Below are 21770 nucleotides of genomic sequence, written 5' to 3'. Positions count from 1 at the left end.
CACCTCCGAGGGACAAGGGGACAGGCTCCTTGTCCCATAAAGTTATCTATTTAAATAGTATGATGAAAAAGATGATAATGCAATTACTCATATTAAATTGAAATATGAAATTTACCTGTTCTCAATTTAATATATATCTTTGTTGTTCCCAAGTATTGGACCTAGCCAATAAATAATCTACTCCATTTATTTGAATGCACTAAATCTACATCAGGGACAAAGAGCCTGTCCCTCTGTCCCATAAAAAAGAGTGACTCAAAAGGCTTGTTCGACCCTTCAAATCACTCCTGTAAAAAGTTGTTCTCTATTTTATAAAACCATTGCGGCAATCCACCCGAAAATAAACAATGGAATGTTAAAGTGGATAAAGGTTGGCACACAAGTATCCCAAATGTGATTATGTTGCCCATCTGCGTTTAAACCTGCTGTTGGTCCCAATGTACTATCAGATGCAGGCGCTCCTGCGTCCCCTAATGCACCTGCAGTTCCGATTAAAGCTGTAATAGCTAAAGGAGAAAACCCAGTAGCGATGCCCAATGGAACAAACAACGTTGCAATAATTGGGATTGTCGCAAACGACGAGCCAATCCCCATCGTAATGAATAAACCAATACCTAACATTAATAATGCAGCTCCTGCTTTACTTTCGCCAACAATATTCTCAGTTTGCGTCACAAGCAAGTCCACATGTCCTGTTTCACTTATTACCGCTGCAAAACCAGATGCGGTTAACATTATGAAGGAGATGAATGCCATCATCTTCATTCCTTCGGTGACCACGCTATCCGCTTCCTTCCATTTAATAGAACCACTTGCAATAAGAACGACTAATCCTGCTAATGCTGCAATAATCATCGATTCAGTCCACGTTTGAACAACTAACGTCGCAACAATAGAAGCAATTGCTGAAATTATGGAAAGGTTGGTGTAAACTTGTTTCTCAGCTGGTGCCCCAACAATATCGCGATCCTTATAGGTACGATTTTTACGGTATGTGACAAGAACGGCGATCAACAGTCCAATAACAAGACCGATTGTCGGAAGTGCCATTGCTTTTGGAATGGCTTCAAGATCGACTGTTAGACCATTACTTTCCATGTTGTCAGCAATGATTCCCTGAAAAATTGCTCCGAATCCGTATGGTAAGAAAATGTAAGGTGCCGTTAAGCCAAATGTTAAAACTGTTGCAATTGCTCGACGATCTACACCTAGTTCATTTAGAATCTTTAAAATAGGTGGAATCAAAATTGGAATAAAAGCAATATGAATCGGAACGACATTTTGTGAGAAACAAGAAATAAGTGTAAGTAAAAAGAAAATAAGTGCTTTAGATAAAGCTTTCTTTCTTGAATCCGTATTTCGCCCAACAATTTTAATAACCAATGTAACCATTACTTCCGGTAATCCTGTTCGGGCAATAGCTACAGCGAACGCTCCAAGAAGCGCATAGCTCAGCGCAACCGTTGCACTGCCACCAAGTCCATCACTAAAAACAGAAATTGTCTCTTGAAAAGTTAGACCCCCTAAGAGTCCTCCTGTCAGCGCGCCAATAGTTAGCGCTAATACAACATGTACACGTGTCAAACTAAGAACTAACATAACTAGAACTGCAATTAATACTGCATTCACAACTATCACCCCTAAATCCTTTACTATGGTAAATCACTAATGCACTAAACGACTAAAATAGATTACCATTTAAGTAGATTAGTTGTCAATGGGGACGGTTCTTATATTTCCACAGGAAGGCATAGGAGGCGCAGGGACGGTTCTTGTGTATCCATAACTAATTTAACGTAATAAAACGTTTATCCAATATTATGGATAAACGTTTTTGATCCCTATTATTTCACTCCATATACCAATAAACAAGGTAGGGACAAGGTGCCTGTCCCTCTGTCCCTACTGACGGTTAGCTACTTTGACAAGCTGTTTGCCGATGTTATTTCCTTTAAATAAATCCAGGAAAGCATTTGGGATATTTTCAAAACCCTCTTCTATAGTTTCTCGATAGGTCAACTTGCCTTCTTGTAGCCATTTACCAAGCTGAGTTGCCCCTTCAGTGAAGCGTGTTGAATAATCACCTACAGTGAAGCCTTTCATTAATGCACTTTTCTTAATCAGTGTTGTTTGAACTCGAGGCCCGATATCTATTTCCTTCAAATTGTAGGATGAAATCGATCCGCAAACCGTAATCCGTGCATGACGATTTAGTTGAGTGAAAACCGCATCAGAGATTTCGCCACCAACATTATCAAAATAAACATCAACACCATTAGGACATGCATTAGCTAGTTCTATTTTTATATTATTAGTAGTTCGATAGTTTATGGCCTCATCAAAATTTAATTCTTGTTTTAAAAACTCAATTTTATCCTCAGAACCAGCTATTCCTACTACTCGTGCACCTTTTATCCTTGCAATTTGACCAACTACAGATCCTACAGCACCCGCTGCTCCGGAGATCACGACCGTGTCGCCTTCCTTTGGTTGGCCTATATCTAGCAAACCAAAATATGCAGTTAAGCCCGTCATTCCTAATATTCCCAAATGTGTTGTGATAGGTGCTAGTGATGGATCAATTTTTCTGATTTCTTTTTCATTTGCACAGTAATATTCTTGCCAGCCGAAATTTCCAATGATAATATCACCCTGTTGGAATTTGTCCGATTTTGATTCAATAACTTCTCCGATGGATCCACCTTCAATTACTCCATTTAATTGAAAGGGCTCAATATATGATTTGGCATCAATCATTCTCCCCCTCATATACGGGTCCACGGAAACATAAAGGGTACGGACAAGCACTTGATTTTCCTCTGGTTCCTTTACATTACTATCCACAAATTTGAATGTTTCACTATCTGGCAATCCTTTAGGCCTTTCCGCTAAAATAATTTGCTTGTTCACTCGTGTCATGAAAAATCCCCCTTTACTTTATTGGATTCATATAATATCTATAGTTGAACTAACCTGTAAATAATTTAAGAAAAACTAATTGTTCTACTTATCAACAGTATCAAACTATTAACGGTAACTAAAATTGTATGCTTGTTTGTTAGGGACAAGGTGCCTGTCCCTCTGTCCCAAGTTGTTTATGCCGGCAAAACTTGCTACAATTATTATCTATTAATTAAAAACGGAATGAGACAGGGGTGTGCTTGTGCCTAAAGTTCGAAATATTATTTTATTACTACTTGTTGCTGGTGCGCTTTGGCATTTTTACGGGGACACATTCAATCATTCTGGTATATCTGGCGTTTACGAGGATATCCACTCTGATATCAATGGGATAAAAGAAAATCCAGAAGTAGTTAAGACAATAGATTATTTAAATAAAGAGATTAAGCTTTTGGTAGGTAAGATCAAGGGAAGTACAGAGGAAGGCGAAAAACTTAATCAAGCTGTCCCTGATAAACCTGAACTAGACGGTCCTTCTGAACAACCTTTTTCTGTTCATAACGTCGAGCTTAATGATGATCGAGCCCAAGTAGAACAGCAAGTTGGCCCTCCAAAACGTTCCTCCATGAATGAATATGGAGTGAATTGGGATGCTTACCACGAAAACTATCATAATTTTTTTATGGTTGCTTATAACGAAAATGATAAAGTAATTGGGTTATACACAAATCAAGACCTGCTAACATCCACAAATGGAATCTCTTTTAGCAGTACAAGAGATTCGGTTCTAACAACATTGGATGAGCCCCTTAAATACTTGCAAAAGGGACTTGTCAATTACCAAATTCAGGACAATAAAGAATATGATATGTTTGATATCAACAATAGTTATGTAACAATATTCTATGATATCCATGAAAACAGCACGGTCACAGCGATTCAATTAATTAGTGATGATTTGGAAAAACAAAGAGAAAATTTCTTTACAAAACCAAGTGAACTATTAAAAGAAGGATTTGAATACCAGTTATTCGATCTTACTAATGCCGCCCGTGTAAATCATAATCTTTCTGTCTTATCCTGGGATGAGTCGGTTAGGCTTACTGCACGCAACCATAGTAAAGACATGGCTGACAACAACTACTTCGGGCATCTAAATCCTAAAGGTCAATCTCCTTTCGATCGGATGACGCAAGATAATATCACCTATCGAATGGCTGGAGAAAACCTCGCTGCAGGTCAAACAAGTAGCATTTTTGCCCACGAAGGTTTAATGAACTCGCTCGGTCATCGAGAAAACAAATTGCATACTGGATTTGAATCGCTCGCCGTCGGGGTTGCTTTTAGTGATGAATCACAACCATTTTATACAGAAAATTATCTAACAAAATAATACCATTGAATCAAAAATGAGCGAAAAAAGGGTCAAGGGACAAGAAGCCTGACCCTTGACCCCTTATTTTTTAATAAACATCTGCGTCCAATGGTTTCCATTTTCTGAAAATCCTACACCTATATGGGTGATTTTTTCATTCATAATATTTTTTTTATGCCCCTCACTATTCATCCATCCCTTAACTACTTCTTCAGGAGTTGTTTGACCTGCAGCGATATTTTCGGCAGCTGTCGTGTATTCAATCCCAAATTGATTCATCATATCAAACGGAGAGCCGTAAGTTGGGGATGTATGAGAAAAATAGTTGTTGGTGGCCATATCCTCTGACTTGGCCTGCGCAACCTTTGTTAGCTCCTGATCGGCATCAAGTGGAGAAAGGCCATTTTCTTGTCGTCTTTTATTCGTTAATTCAACCACTTGAGTTTGAAAATCTCCCAATGATCCGGAGGCATTGTTATTAGCCGCATTCAGATTTTGACTAATCTGATTTTGATTGGTATTTTGGTTCTGATTTGGCGGAGTTCTATTACCAATTTGGTTATGACTAGCATTTTGATTCTCAATAGTATTTCGATTCTGATTTTGGTTGGTATTCGGACTTGATTGGTCCTCTGTTGTTGAATTAAAAGCAAGACCACTGTACCTTTTCTCATCATCATTTACGTTCGTTTGGTTTTGATTTGGTCCAACATTTATCTGTCTAGAAAATTGGTTTTCATCTTGTGCATCCATTAACGATTCTTGTTGATTGTTATTACAGGCAGCCAACACGACGACACTCAATCCCAATGTTATAACCAAAGCTGATACTTTTTTCATCACTTCTACTCACCTCCTATTTTTATTTCAATAGTCTCTGTATTCTCAACTGGTTTTATACACTCCAGAGGGACATAGGGACAGGCTCCCTGTCCCTCCTAAAGAGTTTAAGAATATTGCGTGAGCTCTGTTCAACTTTCTCAACATGATGCTGTGCGTTTTTCTAAACAAAAAAGCTATCTAGTTATCGATAAATCGACAATTAGATAGCCTTTTAAATTTTTTTTACGATTCCCTAATAATAAATTATGACTTAACAGGAGCTCCCCCGTCCCTTATCCCTTTTCTACAGTTAACCTTTCTGGTTTTATTTTTTCTTTTGTTAGTGTCAGAAACGCTATCGCACCAATGAATGAGGTGCTGAATAGCGCCGCACCCATAGGGACTGCAGAAGACTCGTTGATTCCAACCAGAGGAGCAATTATCGAACCAACTAGCAATGGAAGCATGCCTAACACAGCACTAGCACTTCCAGCTCGATTCCTTTGATGTTTCATCGCTAGTGTAAAAGTACTTGTAAGGATGATTCCTATCGTGAATAAGTGAATAAATATCGGTATCACAATCATTGCAAGTGGTCCCTGAATAATTGTCACAATTAATAAGATAGAATTCGCGCATAATGATATGATAACTCCAGTTCGAAGCAAGGTCCTTTCCGGAATAAAATCACTTAAACGTCCGACAAGAAAGCTTCCAGTAATAATAGCGAGACCGTTAATACCAAATAGGATACTGAAAACTTGTGGGGATACGTTATAGATCTCCTGATACACGAATGGTGTTCCCGCAACATACGCAAAAGTTCCACCTTGAACAAATCCGACTACGATGGCATAGCCAATAAAAGAACGATCCAAAAATAGGCTTCCCATTGTTCGTATGGAATTCCCAATCGAACTTGGAATTCGTCTTTCCTCTGGCAATGTTTCCTTTAATTTGAAAGCAACAGTAAAAACAATGATAAGTCCTAATAAAAATAAAAAATAGAAAACAGTATGCCAGGTTGCAAATGGTAAAAGTAAAATAGCTCCTCCTGCAACTGGTGCAATAATTGGACCGGTTGCATTAATTACCATTAAAAGAGCAAAAAATTTAGTGAGATCTCTTCCACTAAACACGTCTCGTACAACAGCCCGTGATAGGACTATTCCTGCCGAAGCAGTAAAGCCTTGTAAAAAACGAGCAATTATCAATATTGTAATATTCGGTGCAAGCGCACAGAGAAGAGATGCTATAGCAAATAGGCTAATGAATAGCAATATAGGTTTTTTTCTACCCTTAGCATCACTTATCGGACCAATAACCATTTGTCCAATTGCAAGCCCAATCAAGCATGCGGTCAAGCTAAGCTGTACAAGCGAAGCACGAGCACCAAAATCATCAGCTATATCTGGGAAGCTTGGCAAATACATATCAATATTGAAGGGCCCTAACATGGAAAGCATAGCGAGTAAAAATGCCAACCCAATTCGTTGTTTACCAGTTGGATTATGCAACATTGTATCACTTTTATCTTGATGAATAACAAACACTCCTTATCCGGGACATGGGGACAGGCTCCGTGTCCCTCCCCCTCTTAATCCATATTCTTACGATTGTTCTATCCTTACTTGCTTATTTTCCGCAGGAGCCACTTTCCTTCCTGTATAATTAACTACAAAAATCCCTAGCGCAACCATGGTAATGGCGATCAAGATAAATATATTTAAATTTTCTCCAGGAATAAATATGGAGGATAGAATTGTACCTGCAACAGGAACAATGAATTTATACATGCTTATTTCTCCTGCATGATTATATTTTAGTAATGAGTACCAGAGTCCGAATGCAGCCGCTGAAAGTAGTGCTGAATATATTAATAACCCATAACCAAATGGGGTGAACACAATTGCACCCTCATTTATTTGCGGGACACCAATCAGAAGTAAAATCGTTGCACCTATGCTCAATTGCCAACCAGTAACAGCAAAGGGGTGAATTCCTGTTGCAAGTTCTTTTGCCATAATTGTTGCAATCGCGTTAATGATACCAGTTGCAATCATAAAGCCTTCTCCATCCCACTGAAAACTTAGTTGGAGTCCTTCTCCCCAGTTGGCAACTGCAATTCCGGTAAACCCTGCGATTAAACCAACAGTCTTTTTCCAATTTAGGCGGTCATTCTTATAAAAGTAATGCGCGAGAATTACTGTGAAAAATGTTCCACTTGAGGACAAAATAGCCCCTTGCATACCTGATACTTTTGCCAATCCATTATAGAAGAAAAAGTATAAAAGCGTGGTCTGTACGATACCTAAAATAATTAAAACGATAAACTGCCTGCGGGTAACTAGTATCTTTTTCGGACTTATAATTAACAAAAATGCCAAAACTAATAAACCCGCAAGTAAAAACCTCATTCCGGCAAAAACAATTTTTGCTATTACGTCATCAGGATTCATTTGCATTTCTTCATAGCTTACTTTAAGTACAGGGAATGCGCTTCCCCATAAAATCGAACAGAATATAGCTATTCCAACTACTGACCATTTATTTTCGAATATACGCTTCAATCATGTCATCTCCCAAATCCATTCAATCAAATAAATCTATCGTATGACACTGACAACGTTTAAGCAACTAAAAGGGGTTGCATATTTTCACCCATGGAAAAGGGACAAGGAGCCTGTCCCCCTGTCCCTACTTAGCTAGATTGAAAATTTGGCGTACGTCTTTTTCTTGTAGTTTAACAAAGTTACCTAGTGGGCCTCTTTCTGTCCCTTTTTTGGCCATTTCGTCAAAATGTTCTTCGTTTATATTGACTTCCTCTAATCTGATTGGCATTCCAATCGAACTAAAGAATTGTTCAGTTCTCTTTATGCCCTCTAAGGCAGTTTTTTCTAAATTATTCAAATCAATTTCCACATCCCAAACACGGTTAGCAAATTGAACAAAACGATTAATATCGTGCTTATAAACGTACTTCATCCAGGCAGGGAATACAATTGCTAATCCAGCACCATGTGCAATATCATAAATTCCGCTTATTTCATGCTCTACATCATGACTTCCCCAGTCACCAATTCTACCCGTATCTAACAAATCATTATGAGCAATCGTACCTGCCCACATTATCTCTGCTCGTGCGTCATAATTCGTTGGATCCTCTAAAACTGTATGTGCGTTATTAATAATCGTTCTTAACGTCGCTTCACTTAATCGATCTGTCAGCTCCACATTTTTTTCATTGGTAAAATATCTTTCCAATATATGCGAGATCATATCTGTTACACCACAAGCAGTTTGATAGGAAGGTAATGTATAAGAAAGTACAGGATTTAAAATGGCGAACCTCGGTCTAAGTGAAATATGACCCGTTGCTCTTTTGTAGGATCCTTCCTCATTGGTAATTACGGTTCCAGCACTACTTTCACTACCAGCAGCAGGGATTGTCAAGACAACACCAAGCGGCAAACTATCTGTCACTGCAGCTTTTCCAGTATAAAAGTCCCATACATCGCCATCATATTTACAACCCGCTGCAATCGCTTTTGCAGAGTCAATTACACTGCCACCACCAACCGCTAAAATAAAGTCGATGTCATTTTCCTTACAAAGAGCCACTCCATCTCTAACAAGGCTAACTCTTGGATTCGGCTTTACCCCACCTAACTCGAAAATTTCAACACCTTGCTCCTTTAGCGAAGAAACTACTCTATCATATAGGCCGCTACTTTTAATACTTCCTCCCCCATAATGTAAAAGAAGTTTTTTTCCATAAGCAACAGACTCTTGCCCAACAACTTGCTCCTGATCTTTACCAAAAATAATCTTCGTACTATTATGAAAAACAAAATTTTGCATATGTATTTCCTCCCTTTTTCTTAAATAGTAATGGCTAAAAAAGTTAAAAGCAAACAACAGCTACTGCCAGTTCCAGATATTTTCAGAACAATTACTTTTTGAGAACAAATTTTGTATGTAAATTCATCTAGAAAGGGATAAAGTTTGGATTAAAAAAAGATGACATTAAATAAAGTTACTAATCTCCCAATAGTTTGATGAAGTATAATATTCTGGAATTTCGCCTATCCTTGTAGAAACACGCAAATCGCACAATTAAATATAAAAGTATGAAAGTGTTCTAGTTTAAAAAAAGTTCTCTTATGAAATAGACACTATTTTATGTGGAAGATAAATTAAAGTGAGGGGTTTGAAAATGAAGAAACAATTTTTTTTACTAGCAATCATTGTTGTGATTGTTACTGGATGTGGTAGAGACTTGTCTAATGTTAAAACATCATTATACGGACATTGGGTTGATGAGGCATCGGGTATTCATTACTATATTAGTGATGGCAATTACATACGCGTTGATGATGAAGGTGCAGAAGATAAGCTTTCCTATAAAGTAGTAGAGCACGATACTGTTAAAAATACGATTGTAATACAGGAAAACGTTGAAAATGGTGCAGGTGATCTTAAGGAATTTACATTTGAAAATGATGACAGAGAAGCTGTCGAGGTTGTAACTGATACTTCAAGCAATGGGAATATAAGTGACTATGTAAAAGAAGTCGTTAAAGACATAACACAAGAGGAAACAGTGGAAAACTGGGAGTATGTCGATGACAAGCAAAAACCATAATAAAGGGCTAGATTACTTACGGGCGTCTATCCCTTTTACCGCTCGACTAGAAGGGAATCTACTTAATACTTTTATCAATTAGTCTGCTAATCAACAGATGTCCTTCAAAGTCCTCAGTTTAAGATAGATTTAACAGGGGTAAAAATTTGTACAACACTCTAAGCTAGGAGGGGTTTAAATGGTTTGGACTTTAAATGATTATCCTGAGTCTATGAAAAACTTAAAAGAGGCTACTAGAGAAAAAGCAATAGATATAGCTAATGCCTTAATTAATGAGGAAGGCTATGAAGAAGGGAGGGCCATTGCTATAGCAATCGCTCAAGCAAAAAAATGGATAGATGAAGATCAAAGCTCTACTCAACATGTTGTCCCTCACCCAAGGGGATGGGCGGTAAAGGCTGAGAACTCCGACAAAGCAAGTAATGTTTTTAATACAAAAAAAGAAGCATTGGCTAGAGGTCAGGAGCTTGCAAGTACAAACAATACCCTACTTGTCATTCATAGACAGGATGGAACCATTGAAGAACAGCAAAATTATGCTTAGAAAAAAATAAACGCCTATGTTAGGCGTTTATTTTTCTTTACCAATTTATTTTATTTCCTTGATAATCAATGTACATATGTTCTTCTATCGCCGGTAATTTAAGAATTTCTTTTACGATTCCTGTAGCAGATTCACCTGCTTCAATTGTTGCATCATGATTAAAGTCTCCCATAATATATGTTTTCACATAACCCGGATGGAAGGCTAAAACCTTTATCCCGTATTCTTTTAATTGATTCTGCAATATAGTTAGTTGCATATTTAACGCAGATTTTGACATGGAGTATCCATACTCCTTTACTCTCCAAGAATCAGTCAGACTTGCTGCTTCTGATGAGATATTAGCAAGCATTTTAGTCTTGCCCTTTATTAATAATGGAATAACTGATTGAGAGACACGCAATGGACCAAATACATTCGTTTCATAAAGCTTAATCATATCCTCGTAATTAAACTCTCCAAATATATCCTCAGAACGATCCTTAAAAATTGCAGCATTATTAATCAGAATATCTAACTCACCAGCTTGCTCCTTGATATAATTCGCGGCTTCATCAACAGATTGCTGGTTGGTAACGTCTAGTGTAATAATATCTAGATCCTGATCATACTCCTCCTTTAATTGATCAAGCTCTGCCCAATCTGTCATATAACGCCCAGCAAACACTTTAAAATTAGATTCAAGAAAAACCTTTGACAGTGCTAGCCCTAATCCTCTGTCTGCGCCTGTAATATATACCGTCTTTTTCATTTGTAGCTACACCCCCACTTTATTAAAAACATGTACAATACTGTATTCTCCATTAATACTAAAATTCCCTTGTTGTTTTTCAACAATATGATTATCTCTCGCAAAAACATTTTCATGTTATCATCATTTGTTCCATAAGAAATTATTTCCCGGAAAATAATACAAAAGCAAACCACAAATGTAGTTCGCCCTGTTACCTGCTATATTATTTCCTTAGTTCCTTTGTTATTAATAAGTTACTTACAATAACAGAAATACCTGCTATTGCTGTTAAAACGTAAGGAATGTTTGCAAGTTCGTTTAATTCAAAATTCTTTAATACTAAAAGCGAAACAATAAAAAGTAACATTAAATACCATGCGACTCGTTTAAACGTTTTCAATTTTTTTAATTTTTGATTTTCCATATAATTTAATCCCCTTTATGTTATATATCTAGTTGGAATATTACTTAGCTACCTTGTCTACTGATAGTAAGCTACCCATTTCTATTACTAACTTTTTTTGTCCTCGTTAGAATTTTATACTAGCCTATTCTCTATATCAAGCATAGATTTGAATACTAGGATGATATCGGCTACAAAAATTTATATCATGTGTTCATCTAATAACTCCCTCCAATATTATGACAAATGTGATATCGTGAGTCTGACATTTATAACTTATTAAGCTTGTTTGTCTCTTATATGATTAGACTAGTTTAACTCCCCGTGTAAACCATGGGACATCCCGCTTTAAACAATAAATTTGAATGGGGTACTTTTTATGGATCACTCACTACAAATCGGACATTTAAGACCAAAATTTCCAATCTTACAAGGAGGAATGGGAGTAGGTATTTCACTAAGCAAACTTGCTTCAGCTGTCGCAAATGCTGGTGGCATAGGAACAATCTCTGGAACTGGAATCTCAATTGAGGAACTTAGAAGCCATATTAAAAAAGCTAGAGAACTAACAAATGGCGTCGGTTATATTGGCGTTAACGTATTATTTGCAATGAATGATTTTGCCGAGAAAATGAAAGTGGCAATGGAAGAAAAGGTGGATTTTATAATTTCAGGTGCAGGAATATCTAGGGATATGTATGCATGGGGAAGGGAATATGGAATACCTGTTATTTCGATAGTTTCATCCGTAAGAGTAGCAAAGCTATCTGAACGATTAGGTGCAGCCGCTATTGTTGTTGAAGGAAATGAAGCAGGGGGACACCTTGGAACGGAACGTCCACTATTCGATGTACTCCCTGAAGTTGTCAAAGCTGTGAATATACCGGTCATAGCAGCAGGTGGAATTCTAACTGGTGAAGATTTTGCCAAAGCAATTAGTATGGGAGCCTCAGGAGTTCAAATGGGGACACGATTTGTTGCAAGTGATGAGTGTGATGCTCCATTGGCATTCAAACAAAAATACGTAGATGCCAAAAAAGAGGATACTATTTTAGTCAAAACGACTGTTGGCTTAGAAGGAAGAGCAATCAGAAACCATTTCACAGATCAAATCAGTGGTGGAAATAAGCTAAAAATCAATAAATGTTACCGATGTTTAAAAAATTGTTCTTTTCAGTTTTGCACCTTAGATTCATTGTTTAAATCAATGAATGGAGACGTAGAGAACGGCTTAGTCTTTTCAGGAGCAAGGGTCCATGAAATCAAGGAGATATTGCCTGTACAAGAGATCATCGAAAACATCATGGAGGGCTATCAATACAGTAGAGTACAGACTCTTAGCATCTAAAAATAAAGCACCGCATAGGGGACTTATTCCTATTCGGTGCCTGTTTCTATCACTCAGTATTGCCAATTCCAAAACGCTACTTCATCAACCTCTATTTCCCCAACCCATTGTTCTTCTTTTAGTTTCAATACTTCTTTTGTTGGACCAGTGATCACTACCCCATAGTGGTTGAATCCATTTGTTTCAAGGTATTCGATACGTTGAGCAAGATTTAGCTCACCAAAAATAAGATTGTTGGCTTTTTTTTCATGCTTTTCTAGGAATGCTAATGTCTTTAAAAATTGTTGATGTAAAACCCCTTGATCACCAACTTGATAATCAGGTGAAGAGGAACCTTCAGAAATTACTTTTCCAAGAAATCCTGTTTTTTCTACTTCTCTAGACTGTAGAACCATGTCATCATCATGCCAAATTGGATGACTTGGAAAACCAACTGGCTCAAAAATCATTCCTTCAGGCTCGACAATTTCTTCTTCTCCAGTGTCGACCGCAAGCCATAGTAAGTCTAAGTTTTTCTCTTCAAATAGTGGAAAAACATCCTCCGTTTCTATCAACTCTGAAAAAGATAGATAGGCAGAAACTACAGTTCCCTCAGGAAGCTGCTCCAGTTGATCCCAGTCAGACATCCCTCTAGAGCCCATGTCAGGATAAGTAAATGTTGGCGTTTCTTGTGACACGGTGCCGTAGTTTTGTTGTTCAGGAATGCCCATCATAGAAAAAAGAAATTTCACTTTCATCTCACCAACATCGATGGTATCATGCCCAACGGTTTTACTTAAATCTCTTGTTGCCTCCAGACCAAAATAAGGAGTCCCATTCGTACTCGTGCCCCCCCTAACTCCATAGGGATTAGTAATCGTTAGGGTTTGATCAATGATATTACGATAGACATCGACCCGGTCAGGAGTACCCCACGAGTAGTAGATTGATGTAAATACAGATGAAACAATCGTAAACAATATGAATATTGCAAGCGCAGTTAGTGCCGTTTGTATTCTTGCCTTCCATTTACCCCGTTTCAATATTTTTTTTTGCCTTTTATCGTTATTGCTTGATTTAAATGTACGTTCAGTTGTTTTTGTGTCCTCAAGGTACTCTTGATATTCTTCGAGTTTATCTAATTCTTTTTCAAAAGCTTCTAGTTCGGAATCTGATAATTCTCCCTTTTCATAGGCTGCTAGTTTACTTTTAAATTCATCGCTCATTTTCTTCCACCTTTCTACGTCTAATCGCCTGTCGACCTCTAAATAGCAAAACTTTAAAATGACTTTGCTGGACATTCATTACTTCTGCCGCTTCCGCTTGCGACAATCCATGAAAATCATGCAGCAATACGGCATACCTATGCTTTTCCGGCAAGGTTTCTAACAAGCTGACAATCTCGTTAATTTCTTCTTTTGTAATCAAAGAATCCAAGAGCACTTTCTTTTTATCAAAAATATTTGAGAAAAAACTTTGCTCTTTAACCACCACTCGTTTATGTTTGCGATAATAGTCAATAAAAACTCGATAAGCCACAGAGAATAGCCATGATTTTACGGTTTCCCCGTTGTAATTTTCAATATTAAGATGGGCCCGAAAAAACGTTTCCTGAACCAAATCCTCTGCAGTATGATGATCGTGACAGAGGGAGATTAGAAATCGGTATATATCCTGAAAATACATGTTATAAATGCTATCAATATTTTCTTTCATTTTCTCCCCCCTTCACATATAAAACGGATACAAACCAAAAAGGTAACAACAATTTTAAATTTCCTCGCGGGACAGAGGGACAGGCTCCTTGTCCCACTCTTATCTCATTATGTGTACAATGAAAATTTGATTTCAATTTAACAGGATTTACTATGTTTCTATTAATTATATAGTTAGTATAAAAAAAAGCGATACTCCAATTAGAGTATCGTTGCAACAACTTTTATTCAAAAAACAGGGACAAGGAGCCTGTCCCCTTGTCCCTACAGCACTTGAACGCTTTTGCCGTTCTTTTCTAGTAATTCTTTGTAAAAGGGATCTTTTCCTATGCAATAGACACGGTCGCATAGAGATATAATTTCTTCCATATCATGGGATGTATAAATAATAGTTTTGCCATTATGCTTTGCTAAATCATAGAGGTAGCTACCTATTTCCTTTCTGGACTTTAAATCTATTCCAGAGGTTGGCTCATCCAAAAGTAGGATATCCGGATCGTGGATTAGACTTATAGCAATATTCAATTTGCGTTTCATTCCACCAGAAAGTGACTTTGTTTTCTCCTTCCATTGATCTAGTTTCATATCTAAGCAAAGCTGTCTGAGCTCTTTACGCGATTTTTTAACCCAAGATAATTGTTCAAAGAAAACCATATTTTCCTTCACAGAGAAATCCTCCCAAACAGCAATATCCTGAGGAACAAAACCAATTTTTTCTCTAAGTTTTCGGTGATCAGCCCCATAGTTGAGATCATTATAATTTATGCTACCTTCTTCTAGAGGGATAAGTGTGGCAAGAATATTCAGTAGTGTCGATTTTCCGGCTCCATTCTCACCTACTAAACCAACCACTTCTCCTTGACTAATTTCAAAAGAAACATCTACCACTACTTGCTTTGAACCGTAGTTTTTAGTTAACGAATCGACTTTAAGCATAGGCTCTCTCCTTTCTCCAGTACCAAATTGAGAAAATTACAAGTAGGACGATCAACCAACTACTAACTACCTGCCCCTTCAGAAATGGTTGGAATGGACTTAAGTGCGATACCCAAGCCCACCTTTGTATTAATCCATCTACGGGAATTAGAGCTCCCCCTATGATAGCCATAAAAATTGAAACAGGTAATGCTGAGATATAATAAAAAAAGGTTGTTCGGAAACGTAACGAAAACAAGAAAGCTACCATATTAATCGTCAGTCGAAAACTCACGATTGCCAATATTTGACTAAAATTGAATGATTGATTAAAATACATTGCTAAAATGGAAAAATTGATTAAATCAAAAATACCCAATAAGAACAGATAAATTATCCAATTTCTAAGCAGATATGATTTAAAAGGCATACGCAAGAGGGATAACCTGATTTTAATACTAGGTTGTTGCTCTTTAACTACCCAATCGAAAAGAAAAAATGTTGTTAACATAGCAAAAGTTGCCCAAATCCCCCAAATATTCCATATAGAAACTCCCTTGTTTTCTTGGGTAGGTTCCACCTGATTATAAAAAGAAAAACTGGTATGTAGTAATGCTTCTTCCTCACGAATTTGATTACTAGTGGCAACAACCTCGTCCCATGTCCAGTTTTTTTCAACGTCATACCTTTGTACCATCTGGTCCACAATATGTGCGGCTCTCGAACTTCCTGCATCCCGTTGTACATAAGAAGCAATTGCTTCTTTTACAGGAGTGAAAGCCAATGACATATCTGACACATAAGCGGTTACGATCTGGTTGCGACTATTGTTTTGTATGTTTTCTTGATAGCCATCCTCAATTACAAAGACGCTGTCCAATTCGTGTTGCTCTAGCTCAATTAACGCTCGGTCCATATTCATTTTTTCAACATGAATAAGTGGATTGTCGTTTATCGATTGCGATAACTTATCTGCCATTGCAGTATTATCTTCCACCACAAGTCCAATCGGTATTTGTGTATCCTGTTGCCATTGATTCGCTGTAGTAACAAACATACAGGTTGCAATGATCGGAAGCAGTAACCAAAAAAGCAGACTAACCATTTGTTTACGCCAATGTAATAGACGTGTAACTAGAATTGCTTTCATGATTGTCCACGCTCCTTCCACATGGAAATGACAATCAATACTACTAAACTAATAGCGAATGATATAAATAACGAAGAGTAATCAACATATAGTCGACCCTCCATAGCTACTTCAATTAACCAGTGAAATGTTTCGGTAGAAAAAAGATAAGGGAGAACGACTTTTACACTTTCCGGGAAATATAGGGAAGGGATGACCGCTCCACTCATAAATAACACGATACCGGTGTAAGTAATCTGTATTAGTAAAGAAAATTTGTTTGAATTTATTACTATATCCATCAAAGATAAACCAAGTAAAAATATTAGAAAGAATAAACTAATCAACAAGCTAATACGTCCATAATCGATCAGGTAAAACTCAATATCCATAATTGTTACAAATAATAAAAAGCCAAGCATTGCAAGAATGAACCCATAAAACATAGAAATAAGTATTCGAGATATAATTCTTTGTAGAATCGTTACTCCATATAACCTCATCCTGTTCCACATCGAAGTTCCTTCTGTCTTCCCTAACAAAATGTAAATGCAGAGAATCCAAATCGTACTCAATATAAACCACCCAGAAAGTGAGTAATATTGAACAGGAGCCGATGTTGTCTTATTCATGATTTCTTCTTCTTTAATCACTTTATCTTTGGACAAAGTAAACAGCATAAACTCATTAAACTGTTGCAAGAGCATCTCTTGACGTTCATCATCCGCTATCGGTAGCTGGCTTGCATAATGATCGATTGTTAGGATGTTGGCCTGTGCCGAAGCGATGTACCTCGTCATACTGTCGATTAATTCCTTAATGATATAACTCTCTACTGGTTTATCAGGATTACCAACAATAGGAACTTCGACTGATTTACCAGTATAGAGGTCAGAGGTGAAATTCTCTGGAAAAGTGATATAGGCACTCGCTATTCCATCCTCTAAAGCACGAATTGCCTCTTGTTCAGAGTAATTATTTATATGTATATATGAACCTAGTAGTGATGCATCATCAATGACACCAACAAGCATCGTAGTTTCGTCCGATTGATCTAAATCGACTAACCCAACATGTATCGGCTGCTCTTCATCTGGGATAAACAAAGATACTAACACAAAGAAACATAAGCTTATAATTAGGATAGGAAACAGCAAAAGAAGAGGAAGAGACTTCCACTTCTTTTGTAGCTGTTTTTGGTATTGTCTTATAAAAAAAATCATTCTCCTAATGCTAAACATAGTAAACACTTCCGTTCATTAAAAACCTGCACCCATAAACTGCATCATCCATTGCTGTAATTGTGGGGTGAACTCTTCCTGTATATATGCATCAATTTCTTCCGCACTCATCGTGCCTAAATCAACAACTTCCATCGAATCCGTATCAATATCTAAGCTTTTAACTATTTTAGCATCAGTATTAATACTTAACTGAAAAATACTCTCGTTCATTCCTTCACTAACAAATGATAAGTTGTGTTCAGCGTTCATTTGATCCTGTTCATAGGTAGATACTCCATCCCAGTTTAATTCAAAAGTTGATGCTGAAGTCTGATCGACGAAAGAGAATGTACGATCAAAATCTCGTGTACCATCATTTAATTCCTCGGTTCCCGTAAAAACGAGTTCCATATCACTTGTAGAAATCTTAATTTGATCATCTGCCATGTTATCCTGCCAAGATAGATCACCTGTTAGATTTACCATGTTATCCATTGTCCCATCATTAACACCTAGCGTATAATCAAAATTCTGATTTTCTTCCTGTAATAGCTGCGTACCGGCTAATGTAAACTCTGCTAATTCGGATTCAGATGGTCCAAGCTCAATAGTAAAATCTCGTTTAACTACTAAATCATCATTTACCCATAAAGTAGAGGTTAAACCGTTGGGGATTTTCGCTTCATTTAATGCTTTTTTAGCCTCTGCAATCCCGGCATCAAAATCCTCTAACATTTGCGAAACGTCATCTGAAGGATAAGAAAAAGAGGATTGTTGTTGAATGATCTCTTTTAATTTCTCATCTGTTTCTGCTGTTGTGAGTACTTTTTCTATAATGTTTTTCAACTGTTCTTCTGAAAGATCAAGGGTAATTTTTGTGGAATCAAGTGTTTCACCATTTACATCAACTGCCTCATCTTCAGAGGTAAAAGCATCCTCTGGTAATTCGTCATAAATCATTTTTAAATAAGTATCTTGCAAATGCTCCATGTCTTCTTCACTCAACATGCTTTGATTAAAAAATGAGTCAAAATCAATCTCCTCTTCACCCGTAAAGTTTGCAGGATCTAATTCGTGTAACATACCACCAAGTTCACTTTCTTTTACCTGCAAAAATTTATCAAGAAATGGTAAAGATGCCATCATTTTTTCAGATGTTAAGTAGAACCTAATATCCTCGATTGTTATTCCAGAAAAATTAGCACTTAAATCGAGAGCCATTTCTTTATTAGTAGGATCCAGACTGTTCTTAAGGGTAATTGTAGAACTATTAACTATCTCCTGGATACCCATTGAATCAAACCCAGATGGATCATTATATTCTGCTGAGAGTTCAAGAGTAGATTCATTTGGTGATTCTTTTATTTCCTCCGTCCAATCCAACTCATCACCGTAACGGTTTTCTGCAGCCTCCTTCATTGAGTTCCAAGACTCTAACTCTGCACTAAAATACTGCTGTTTAGGGTTTAAATTTAGAAGTACTGCCGCCGAAACACCTGCACCAACCACTATGATAGCAGCAACTACAATAATCCATATCGTTTTTCTTGAAAAAGACTTTCTTTGTTTTTCCATAATCTCTCCCCTCCCCTTCCCTTTGTTATGCTCTTAAACTTTAATTTATCACAAACCAAATTAGAAACATATATCGACAAAATAATAGATTAATAGACTTCCCTTGAATTTTATACCAACATTTTTTACCAGTCAAATACTGGAAGGGACAGGGGGACAGGCTCCTTGTCCCTCGATTGCTATAGTAATAGCAACATTCAAAGACTATACCTAGGTATAGTTCTTAAATAAAACAATTGATGGTAAAGTTTATAAAAGGACCAAGAAAGGGGAGTAATGAATCATGAAAAATTCGGTATTAAGTATTTTATTATATTTTTCAATTATCATTCTTTTAATGGCATGCGGAAATGAGGATGAAAAAACTAATTCAGATGCAGGTTCTGACGATAGTGCGGAGATTGCTGCAGATGAAAGCGAACAAGCTGATGAAAATGAAGACGACGAGCAAACTGAGGTTGAAAGTGAATCAGAGGATGATTCAGCACTACCTGCTGATATTCCATCAGATTTTCCTTTTCCAGAAGGAGCCAGTTTAGATGTAACTGAGTCTGAAGTTTCAGGAGCAAAAGCTTACACTGTCGCTTTTCAGTTTGATGTTGATCCTGAGAGCTTCTATGAACAACTTAAGGAATATGCAACTAATAATGGCTACTCCATTGCGATAGAAAATGATGAAAAAACTAGATTTTCGGCAAATAGTTCTACCGGGGGACTTGTTGTTGATTTTACAATCATGGAATCCGTAAGCATTGCAACAATAACATTTACCATACTGTAAGTGGGACAGCGGGACAGGCTCCCTGTCCCGCTTATTGTCAACGAACACGGTCAATAACACTTTTAGATATACCTGTTATTCTCGATAGCTGTCTAACTGACACACCCTCTATTTGTTTCAACTCCAATATAATCGCATTTTTCTTTTTCTTTTCCATCTGTTGCAAAATACTACTGTTTAAAACCCCTAGATCAATCATATGATTTTTCACTTCGCTATCAGTCATTCTTACTCTTAAGTGATAGTCCAGGCAATCATCATCATTTGATTGTTTCATGTATTCGGTGAACAATTGGAGGGATTTACTTCTATTTGAAGAAAAAAACTGGAGGGAAAAATCCACATCAACTAAGCTGGTATGACCTAAATACTCATTTATACTTGTCCATTTACATTCTAATACATTGTTCGTTAATCCAGCCTTGATTGGATTTTGGTGGATGTATCGTAGAACCGTTAAAAAATAAGTAATTGTCTCTACATTTTCGCTTTTAAATCTATCCTGAAACAAATGTCCACAACGGTCATATTTATTGTTATACCAATATACATAGCTCGCACTAATCCTCTTAATAGCTTTCGATACTGTTTCCTCTGTCTCTCTCACTAATAAATGAATGTGATTATCCATTAAACAATAAGAATATATCTTAATTCCGCTGATGTCTTTAGTTCTATTTATTGTTTCTAATAACCTTAGCCTATCTTCGTCATCTTCAAAAATTATTTGTCTGTTTATTCCACGTAACATAATGTGGTAGATTCCATTGGAACTTTTTCTTCTCGCTTTTCTTGGCATATAAGGATCACCTCGGGGATTTTTAACAAAAGGAAAAATCGAAGTCTTTAACAATCGGGGGAAATTAGGGAAACGGGGGAATCATAATAATGGATGTTATTTATTACTTAATTTACATTTCAACAAAGAGAAAAAATCTCCTGCTATTTTTCAAAAAATATTCTGTTTCTTATACTTGCGTTGAACCAGGTAAAGGGACAAGGAGCCTGTCCCCCTGTCCCTCACTTCTGCCTTTTTTCTGCTACCATTTCATTTACTTTGTCGTACATATTCACTACACCGGTATTTGAAGCTTCAAAGTTAAAGGCATTATCAATACTAATTCCGATACTATTAGCTTCTTCTGCTGCATCGATATTTGCCCCTAGGAAAAGAAATTCCCAATTATATTTTTCTTGCTGGTGCTTGATCAGTTTTTTAATTTTTTTATAAGTAAATTCACTACTTGCATTTTCCATTCCATCTGTAGTAATGACAAAGATAAGTTTTCCGGGCCTCTGCTCCTCATTTGCTTTTGATAGTCTGTTACCAACTTCTGAAATTGTCTTGCCAACCGCATCTAGCAATGCTGTAGTTCCTCTCACATAATAATCCTGATCTGTAAGCCTAGCTTCTTTTGCATCCAATCCATCCCATAAAATTTCATATTGGTCATCAAAAAGTACTGCTGTCACAGTTGTCTCGCCTTGGTGTTGACTCTGTCTCTCAACAAAAGAGTTAAAACCACCAATTGTATCCTTTTCAAGCCCTGACATCGATCCACTCCGATCAAGCAAAAAAATTATTTCTGTTAAGTTCTTATTCATGCTTCTCATCCTCTCCTTTATTACATGATATAATCATAGTTGATTACGTGGATCATTTGGTCGCCTGTAAAGGGACA

21 protein-coding genes are annotated in these 21770 nt (G+C 37.0%); 5 read left to right on the top strand and 16 right to left on the bottom strand.

Annotated elements, in window-relative coordinates; genetic code table 11:
• Positions 1-309: 309 nt before the first annotated feature.
• Both GH741_RS01735 and GH741_RS01730 read right to left on the bottom strand, forming a co-directional pair.
• Positions 310-1629, bottom strand: coding sequence for a Na+/H+ antiporter family protein (locus GH741_RS01735; RefSeq protein WP_338079195.1), 1320 nt, complete (start codon positions 1627-1629; stop codon positions 310-312).
• A gap of 273 nt (positions 1630-1902) precedes the next feature.
• Entirely contained in the window at positions 1903-2919 is a 1017-nt protein-coding gene (locus tag GH741_RS01730) for an NADP-dependent oxidoreductase (protein WP_153735057.1), read from the bottom strand.
• A 244-nt stretch (positions 2920-3163) separates the two neighbouring features.
• Between GH741_RS01730 and GH741_RS01725 the strand changes: the two genes are divergently transcribed.
• Positions 3164-4294 (top strand): CAP domain-containing protein, encoded by a 1131-nt coding sequence (locus tag GH741_RS01725; protein WP_338079194.1) that lies wholly within the window; start codon positions 3164-3166, stop codon positions 4292-4294.
• A gap of 63 nt (positions 4295-4357) precedes the next feature.
• Here GH741_RS01725 and GH741_RS01720 read toward each other — a convergent pair whose 3' ends face one another.
• The 4 genes from GH741_RS01720 to GH741_RS01705 all read right to left on the bottom strand — a co-directional run bounded on the left by GH741_RS01720 (position 4358) and on the right by GH741_RS01705 (position 8959).
• Entirely contained in the window at positions 4358-5116 is a 759-nt protein-coding gene (locus GH741_RS01720; RefSeq protein WP_153735533.1) for a CAP domain-containing protein, read from the bottom strand.
• 275 nt (positions 5117-5391) lie between these two features.
• Positions 5392-6618 (bottom strand): Bcr/CflA family efflux MFS transporter, encoded by a 1227-nt coding sequence (locus tag GH741_RS01715; RefSeq protein WP_153735532.1) that lies wholly within the window; start codon positions 6616-6618, stop codon positions 5392-5394.
• Positions 6619-6708: 90 nt separating this feature from the next.
• Positions 6709-7668 carry a DMT family transporter gene (locus GH741_RS01710; protein ID WP_153735056.1) on the bottom strand — a complete coding sequence of 320 codons (960 nt, stop codon included), beginning with the start codon at positions 7666-7668 and terminating at the stop codon, positions 6709-6711.
• A 127-nt stretch (positions 7669-7795) separates the two neighbouring features.
• Positions 7796-8959: an iron-containing alcohol dehydrogenase gene (locus tag GH741_RS01705; RefSeq protein ID WP_153735055.1), complete on the bottom strand. Its 1164-nt coding sequence runs from the start codon at positions 8957-8959 to the stop codon at positions 7796-7798.
• Positions 8960-9314: 355 nt separating this feature from the next.
• Here GH741_RS01705 and GH741_RS01700 point away from each other — a divergent pair, with 355 nt between their 5' ends.
• Together GH741_RS01700 and GH741_RS01695 are read left to right on the top strand one after the other, a co-directional pair.
• On the top strand, positions 9315-9743 hold the full coding sequence (locus tag GH741_RS01700; protein WP_153735054.1) for a hypothetical protein: 429 nt from the start codon (positions 9315-9317) through the stop codon (positions 9741-9743).
• Between the two features lie 178 nt (positions 9744-9921).
• Positions 9922-10287, top strand: a complete 366-nt coding sequence (locus tag GH741_RS01695; protein WP_153735053.1) for a DUF2188 domain-containing protein — start codon at positions 9922-9924, stop codon at positions 10285-10287.
• Positions 10288-10324: 37 nt separating this feature from the next.
• Here GH741_RS01695 and GH741_RS01690 read toward each other — a convergent pair whose 3' ends face one another.
• Positions 10325-11038 (bottom strand): SDR family NAD(P)-dependent oxidoreductase, encoded by a 714-nt coding sequence (locus GH741_RS01690; RefSeq protein WP_153735052.1) that lies wholly within the window; start codon positions 11036-11038, stop codon positions 10325-10327.
• A gap of 205 nt (positions 11039-11243) precedes the next feature.
• Positions 11244-11444: a hypothetical protein gene (locus GH741_RS01685; protein WP_153735051.1), complete on the bottom strand. Its 201-nt coding sequence runs from the start codon at positions 11442-11444 to the stop codon at positions 11244-11246.
• Between the two features lie 358 nt (positions 11445-11802).
• Here GH741_RS01685 and GH741_RS01680 point away from each other — a divergent pair, with 358 nt between their 5' ends.
• On the top strand, positions 11803-12771 hold the full coding sequence (locus tag GH741_RS01680) for an NAD(P)H-dependent flavin oxidoreductase (RefSeq protein WP_153735050.1): 969 nt from the start codon (positions 11803-11805) through the stop codon (positions 12769-12771).
• Between the two features lie 53 nt (positions 12772-12824).
• Here GH741_RS01680 and GH741_RS01675 read toward each other — a convergent pair whose 3' ends face one another.
• From GH741_RS01675 to GH741_RS01650, 6 genes are all read right to left on the bottom strand, one after another.
• Entirely contained in the window at positions 12825-13976 is a 1152-nt protein-coding gene (locus tag GH741_RS01675) for an anti-sigma factor (RefSeq protein WP_153735049.1), read from the bottom strand.
• Positions 13966-14466 (bottom strand): RNA polymerase sigma factor, encoded by a 501-nt coding sequence (locus tag GH741_RS01670; protein ID WP_153735048.1) that lies wholly within the window; start codon positions 14464-14466, stop codon positions 13966-13968. The genes GH741_RS01675 and GH741_RS01670 overlap by 11 nt, the downstream gene beginning before the upstream one ends.
• Positions 14467-14729: 263 nt before the next feature.
• Positions 14730-15401 (bottom strand): ABC transporter ATP-binding protein, encoded by a 672-nt coding sequence (locus tag GH741_RS01665; protein WP_153735047.1) that lies wholly within the window; start codon positions 15399-15401, stop codon positions 14730-14732.
• Entirely contained in the window at positions 15394-16530 is a 1137-nt protein-coding gene (locus GH741_RS01660; protein ID WP_153735046.1) for an ABC transporter permease, read from the bottom strand. The genes GH741_RS01665 and GH741_RS01660 overlap by 8 nt, the downstream gene beginning before the upstream one ends.
• Positions 16527-17732: an ABC transporter permease gene (locus tag GH741_RS01655; RefSeq protein ID WP_170287528.1), complete on the bottom strand. Its 1206-nt coding sequence runs from the start codon at positions 17730-17732 to the stop codon at positions 16527-16529. Before GH741_RS01655 ends, GH741_RS01660 begins: the two co-directional genes overlap by 4 nt.
• Positions 17733-17768: 36 nt before the next feature.
• Entirely contained in the window at positions 17769-19307 is a 1539-nt protein-coding gene (locus GH741_RS01650) for a DUF6583 family protein (protein ID WP_153735044.1), read from the bottom strand.
• Between the two features lie 283 nt (positions 19308-19590).
• On the opposite strand from GH741_RS01650, the gene GH741_RS01645 reads away from it, so the two are divergent.
• Positions 19591-20088, top strand: coding sequence for a hypothetical protein (locus GH741_RS01645; protein ID WP_153735043.1), 498 nt, complete (start codon positions 19591-19593; stop codon positions 20086-20088).
• Positions 20089-20125: 37 nt separating this feature from the next.
• Here the strand turns inward: GH741_RS01645 and GH741_RS01640 are convergent, their stop codons facing one another.
• Both GH741_RS01640 and GH741_RS01635 read right to left on the bottom strand, forming a co-directional pair.
• On the bottom strand, positions 20126-20887 hold the full coding sequence (locus GH741_RS01640; RefSeq protein WP_153735042.1) for a transposase: 762 nt from the start codon (positions 20885-20887) through the stop codon (positions 20126-20128).
• A gap of 221 nt (positions 20888-21108) precedes the next feature.
• The gene (locus GH741_RS01635; protein WP_153735041.1) at positions 21109-21693 is read right to left on the bottom strand and encodes a vWA domain-containing protein; all 585 of its coding nucleotides are present in this window, start codon (positions 21691-21693) and stop codon (positions 21109-21111) included.
• Positions 21694-21770 lie beyond the last annotated feature (77 nt).

Source organism: Aquibacillus halophilus (genome assembly GCF_009649745.1).
Taxonomy (GTDB): Bacteria; Bacillota; Bacilli; order Bacillales; family Amphibacillaceae; genus Aquibacillus; species Aquibacillus halophilus.
The sequence above is the reverse complement of the archived record's forward strand: the minus strand, read 5'-3'. Positions and strand labels throughout refer to the sequence as shown.

Coding starts and splice junctions, on each gene's coding strand:
- GH741_RS01730 (WP_153735057.1), bottom strand. CDS start 2,919: ATGACACGAGTGAACAAGCAAATTATTTTAGCGGAAAGGCCTAAAGGA.
- GH741_RS01720 (WP_153735533.1), bottom strand. CDS start 5,116: ATGAAAAAAGTATCAGCTTTGGTTATAACATTGGGATTGAGTGTCGTC.
- GH741_RS01715 (WP_153735532.1), bottom strand. CDS start 6,618: ATGTTGCATAATCCAACTGGTAAACAACGAATTGGGTTGGCATTTTTA.
- GH741_RS01705 (WP_153735055.1), bottom strand. CDS start 8,959: ATGCAAAATTTTGTTTTTCATAATAGTACGAAGATTATTTTTGGTAAA.
- GH741_RS01700 (WP_153735054.1), top strand. CDS start 9,315: ATGAAGAAACAATTTTTTTTACTAGCAATCATTGTTGTGATTGTTACT.
- GH741_RS01695 (WP_153735053.1), top strand. CDS start 9,922: ATGGTTTGGACTTTAAATGATTATCCTGAGTCTATGAAAAACTTAAAA.
- GH741_RS01690 (WP_153735052.1), bottom strand. CDS start 11,038: ATGAAAAAGACGGTATATATTACAGGCGCAGACAGAGGATTAGGGCTA.
- GH741_RS01685 (WP_153735051.1), bottom strand. CDS start 11,444: ATGGAAAATCAAAAATTAAAAAAATTGAAAACGTTTAAACGAGTCGCA.
- GH741_RS01680 (WP_153735050.1), top strand. CDS start 11,803: ATGGATCACTCACTACAAATCGGACATTTAAGACCAAAATTTCCAATC.
- GH741_RS01675 (WP_153735049.1), bottom strand. CDS start 13,976: ATGAGCGATGAATTTAAAAGTAAACTAGCAGCCTATGAAAAGGGAGAA.
- GH741_RS01670 (WP_153735048.1), bottom strand. CDS start 14,466: ATGAAAGAAAATATTGATAGCATTTATAACATGTATTTTCAGGATATA.
- GH741_RS01665 (WP_153735047.1), bottom strand. CDS start 15,401: ATGCTTAAAGTCGATTCGTTAACTAAAAACTACGGTTCAAAGCAAGTA.
- GH741_RS01660 (WP_153735046.1), bottom strand. CDS start 16,530: ATGAAAGCAATTCTAGTTACACGTCTATTACATTGGCGTAAACAAATG.
- GH741_RS01655 (WP_170287528.1), bottom strand. CDS start 17,732: ATGATTTTTTTTATAAGACAATACCAAAAACAGCTACAAAAGAAGTGG.
- GH741_RS01650 (WP_153735044.1), bottom strand. CDS start 19,307: ATGGAAAAACAAAGAAAGTCTTTTTCAAGAAAAACGATATGGATTATT.
- GH741_RS01645 (WP_153735043.1), top strand. CDS start 19,591: ATGAAAAATTCGGTATTAAGTATTTTATTATATTTTTCAATTATCATT.
- GH741_RS01640 (WP_153735042.1), bottom strand. CDS start 20,887: ATGCCAAGAAAAGCGAGAAGAAAAAGTTCCAATGGAATCTACCACATT.
- GH741_RS01635 (WP_153735041.1), bottom strand. CDS start 21,693: ATGAATAAGAACTTAACAGAAATAATTTTTTTGCTTGATCGGAGTGGA.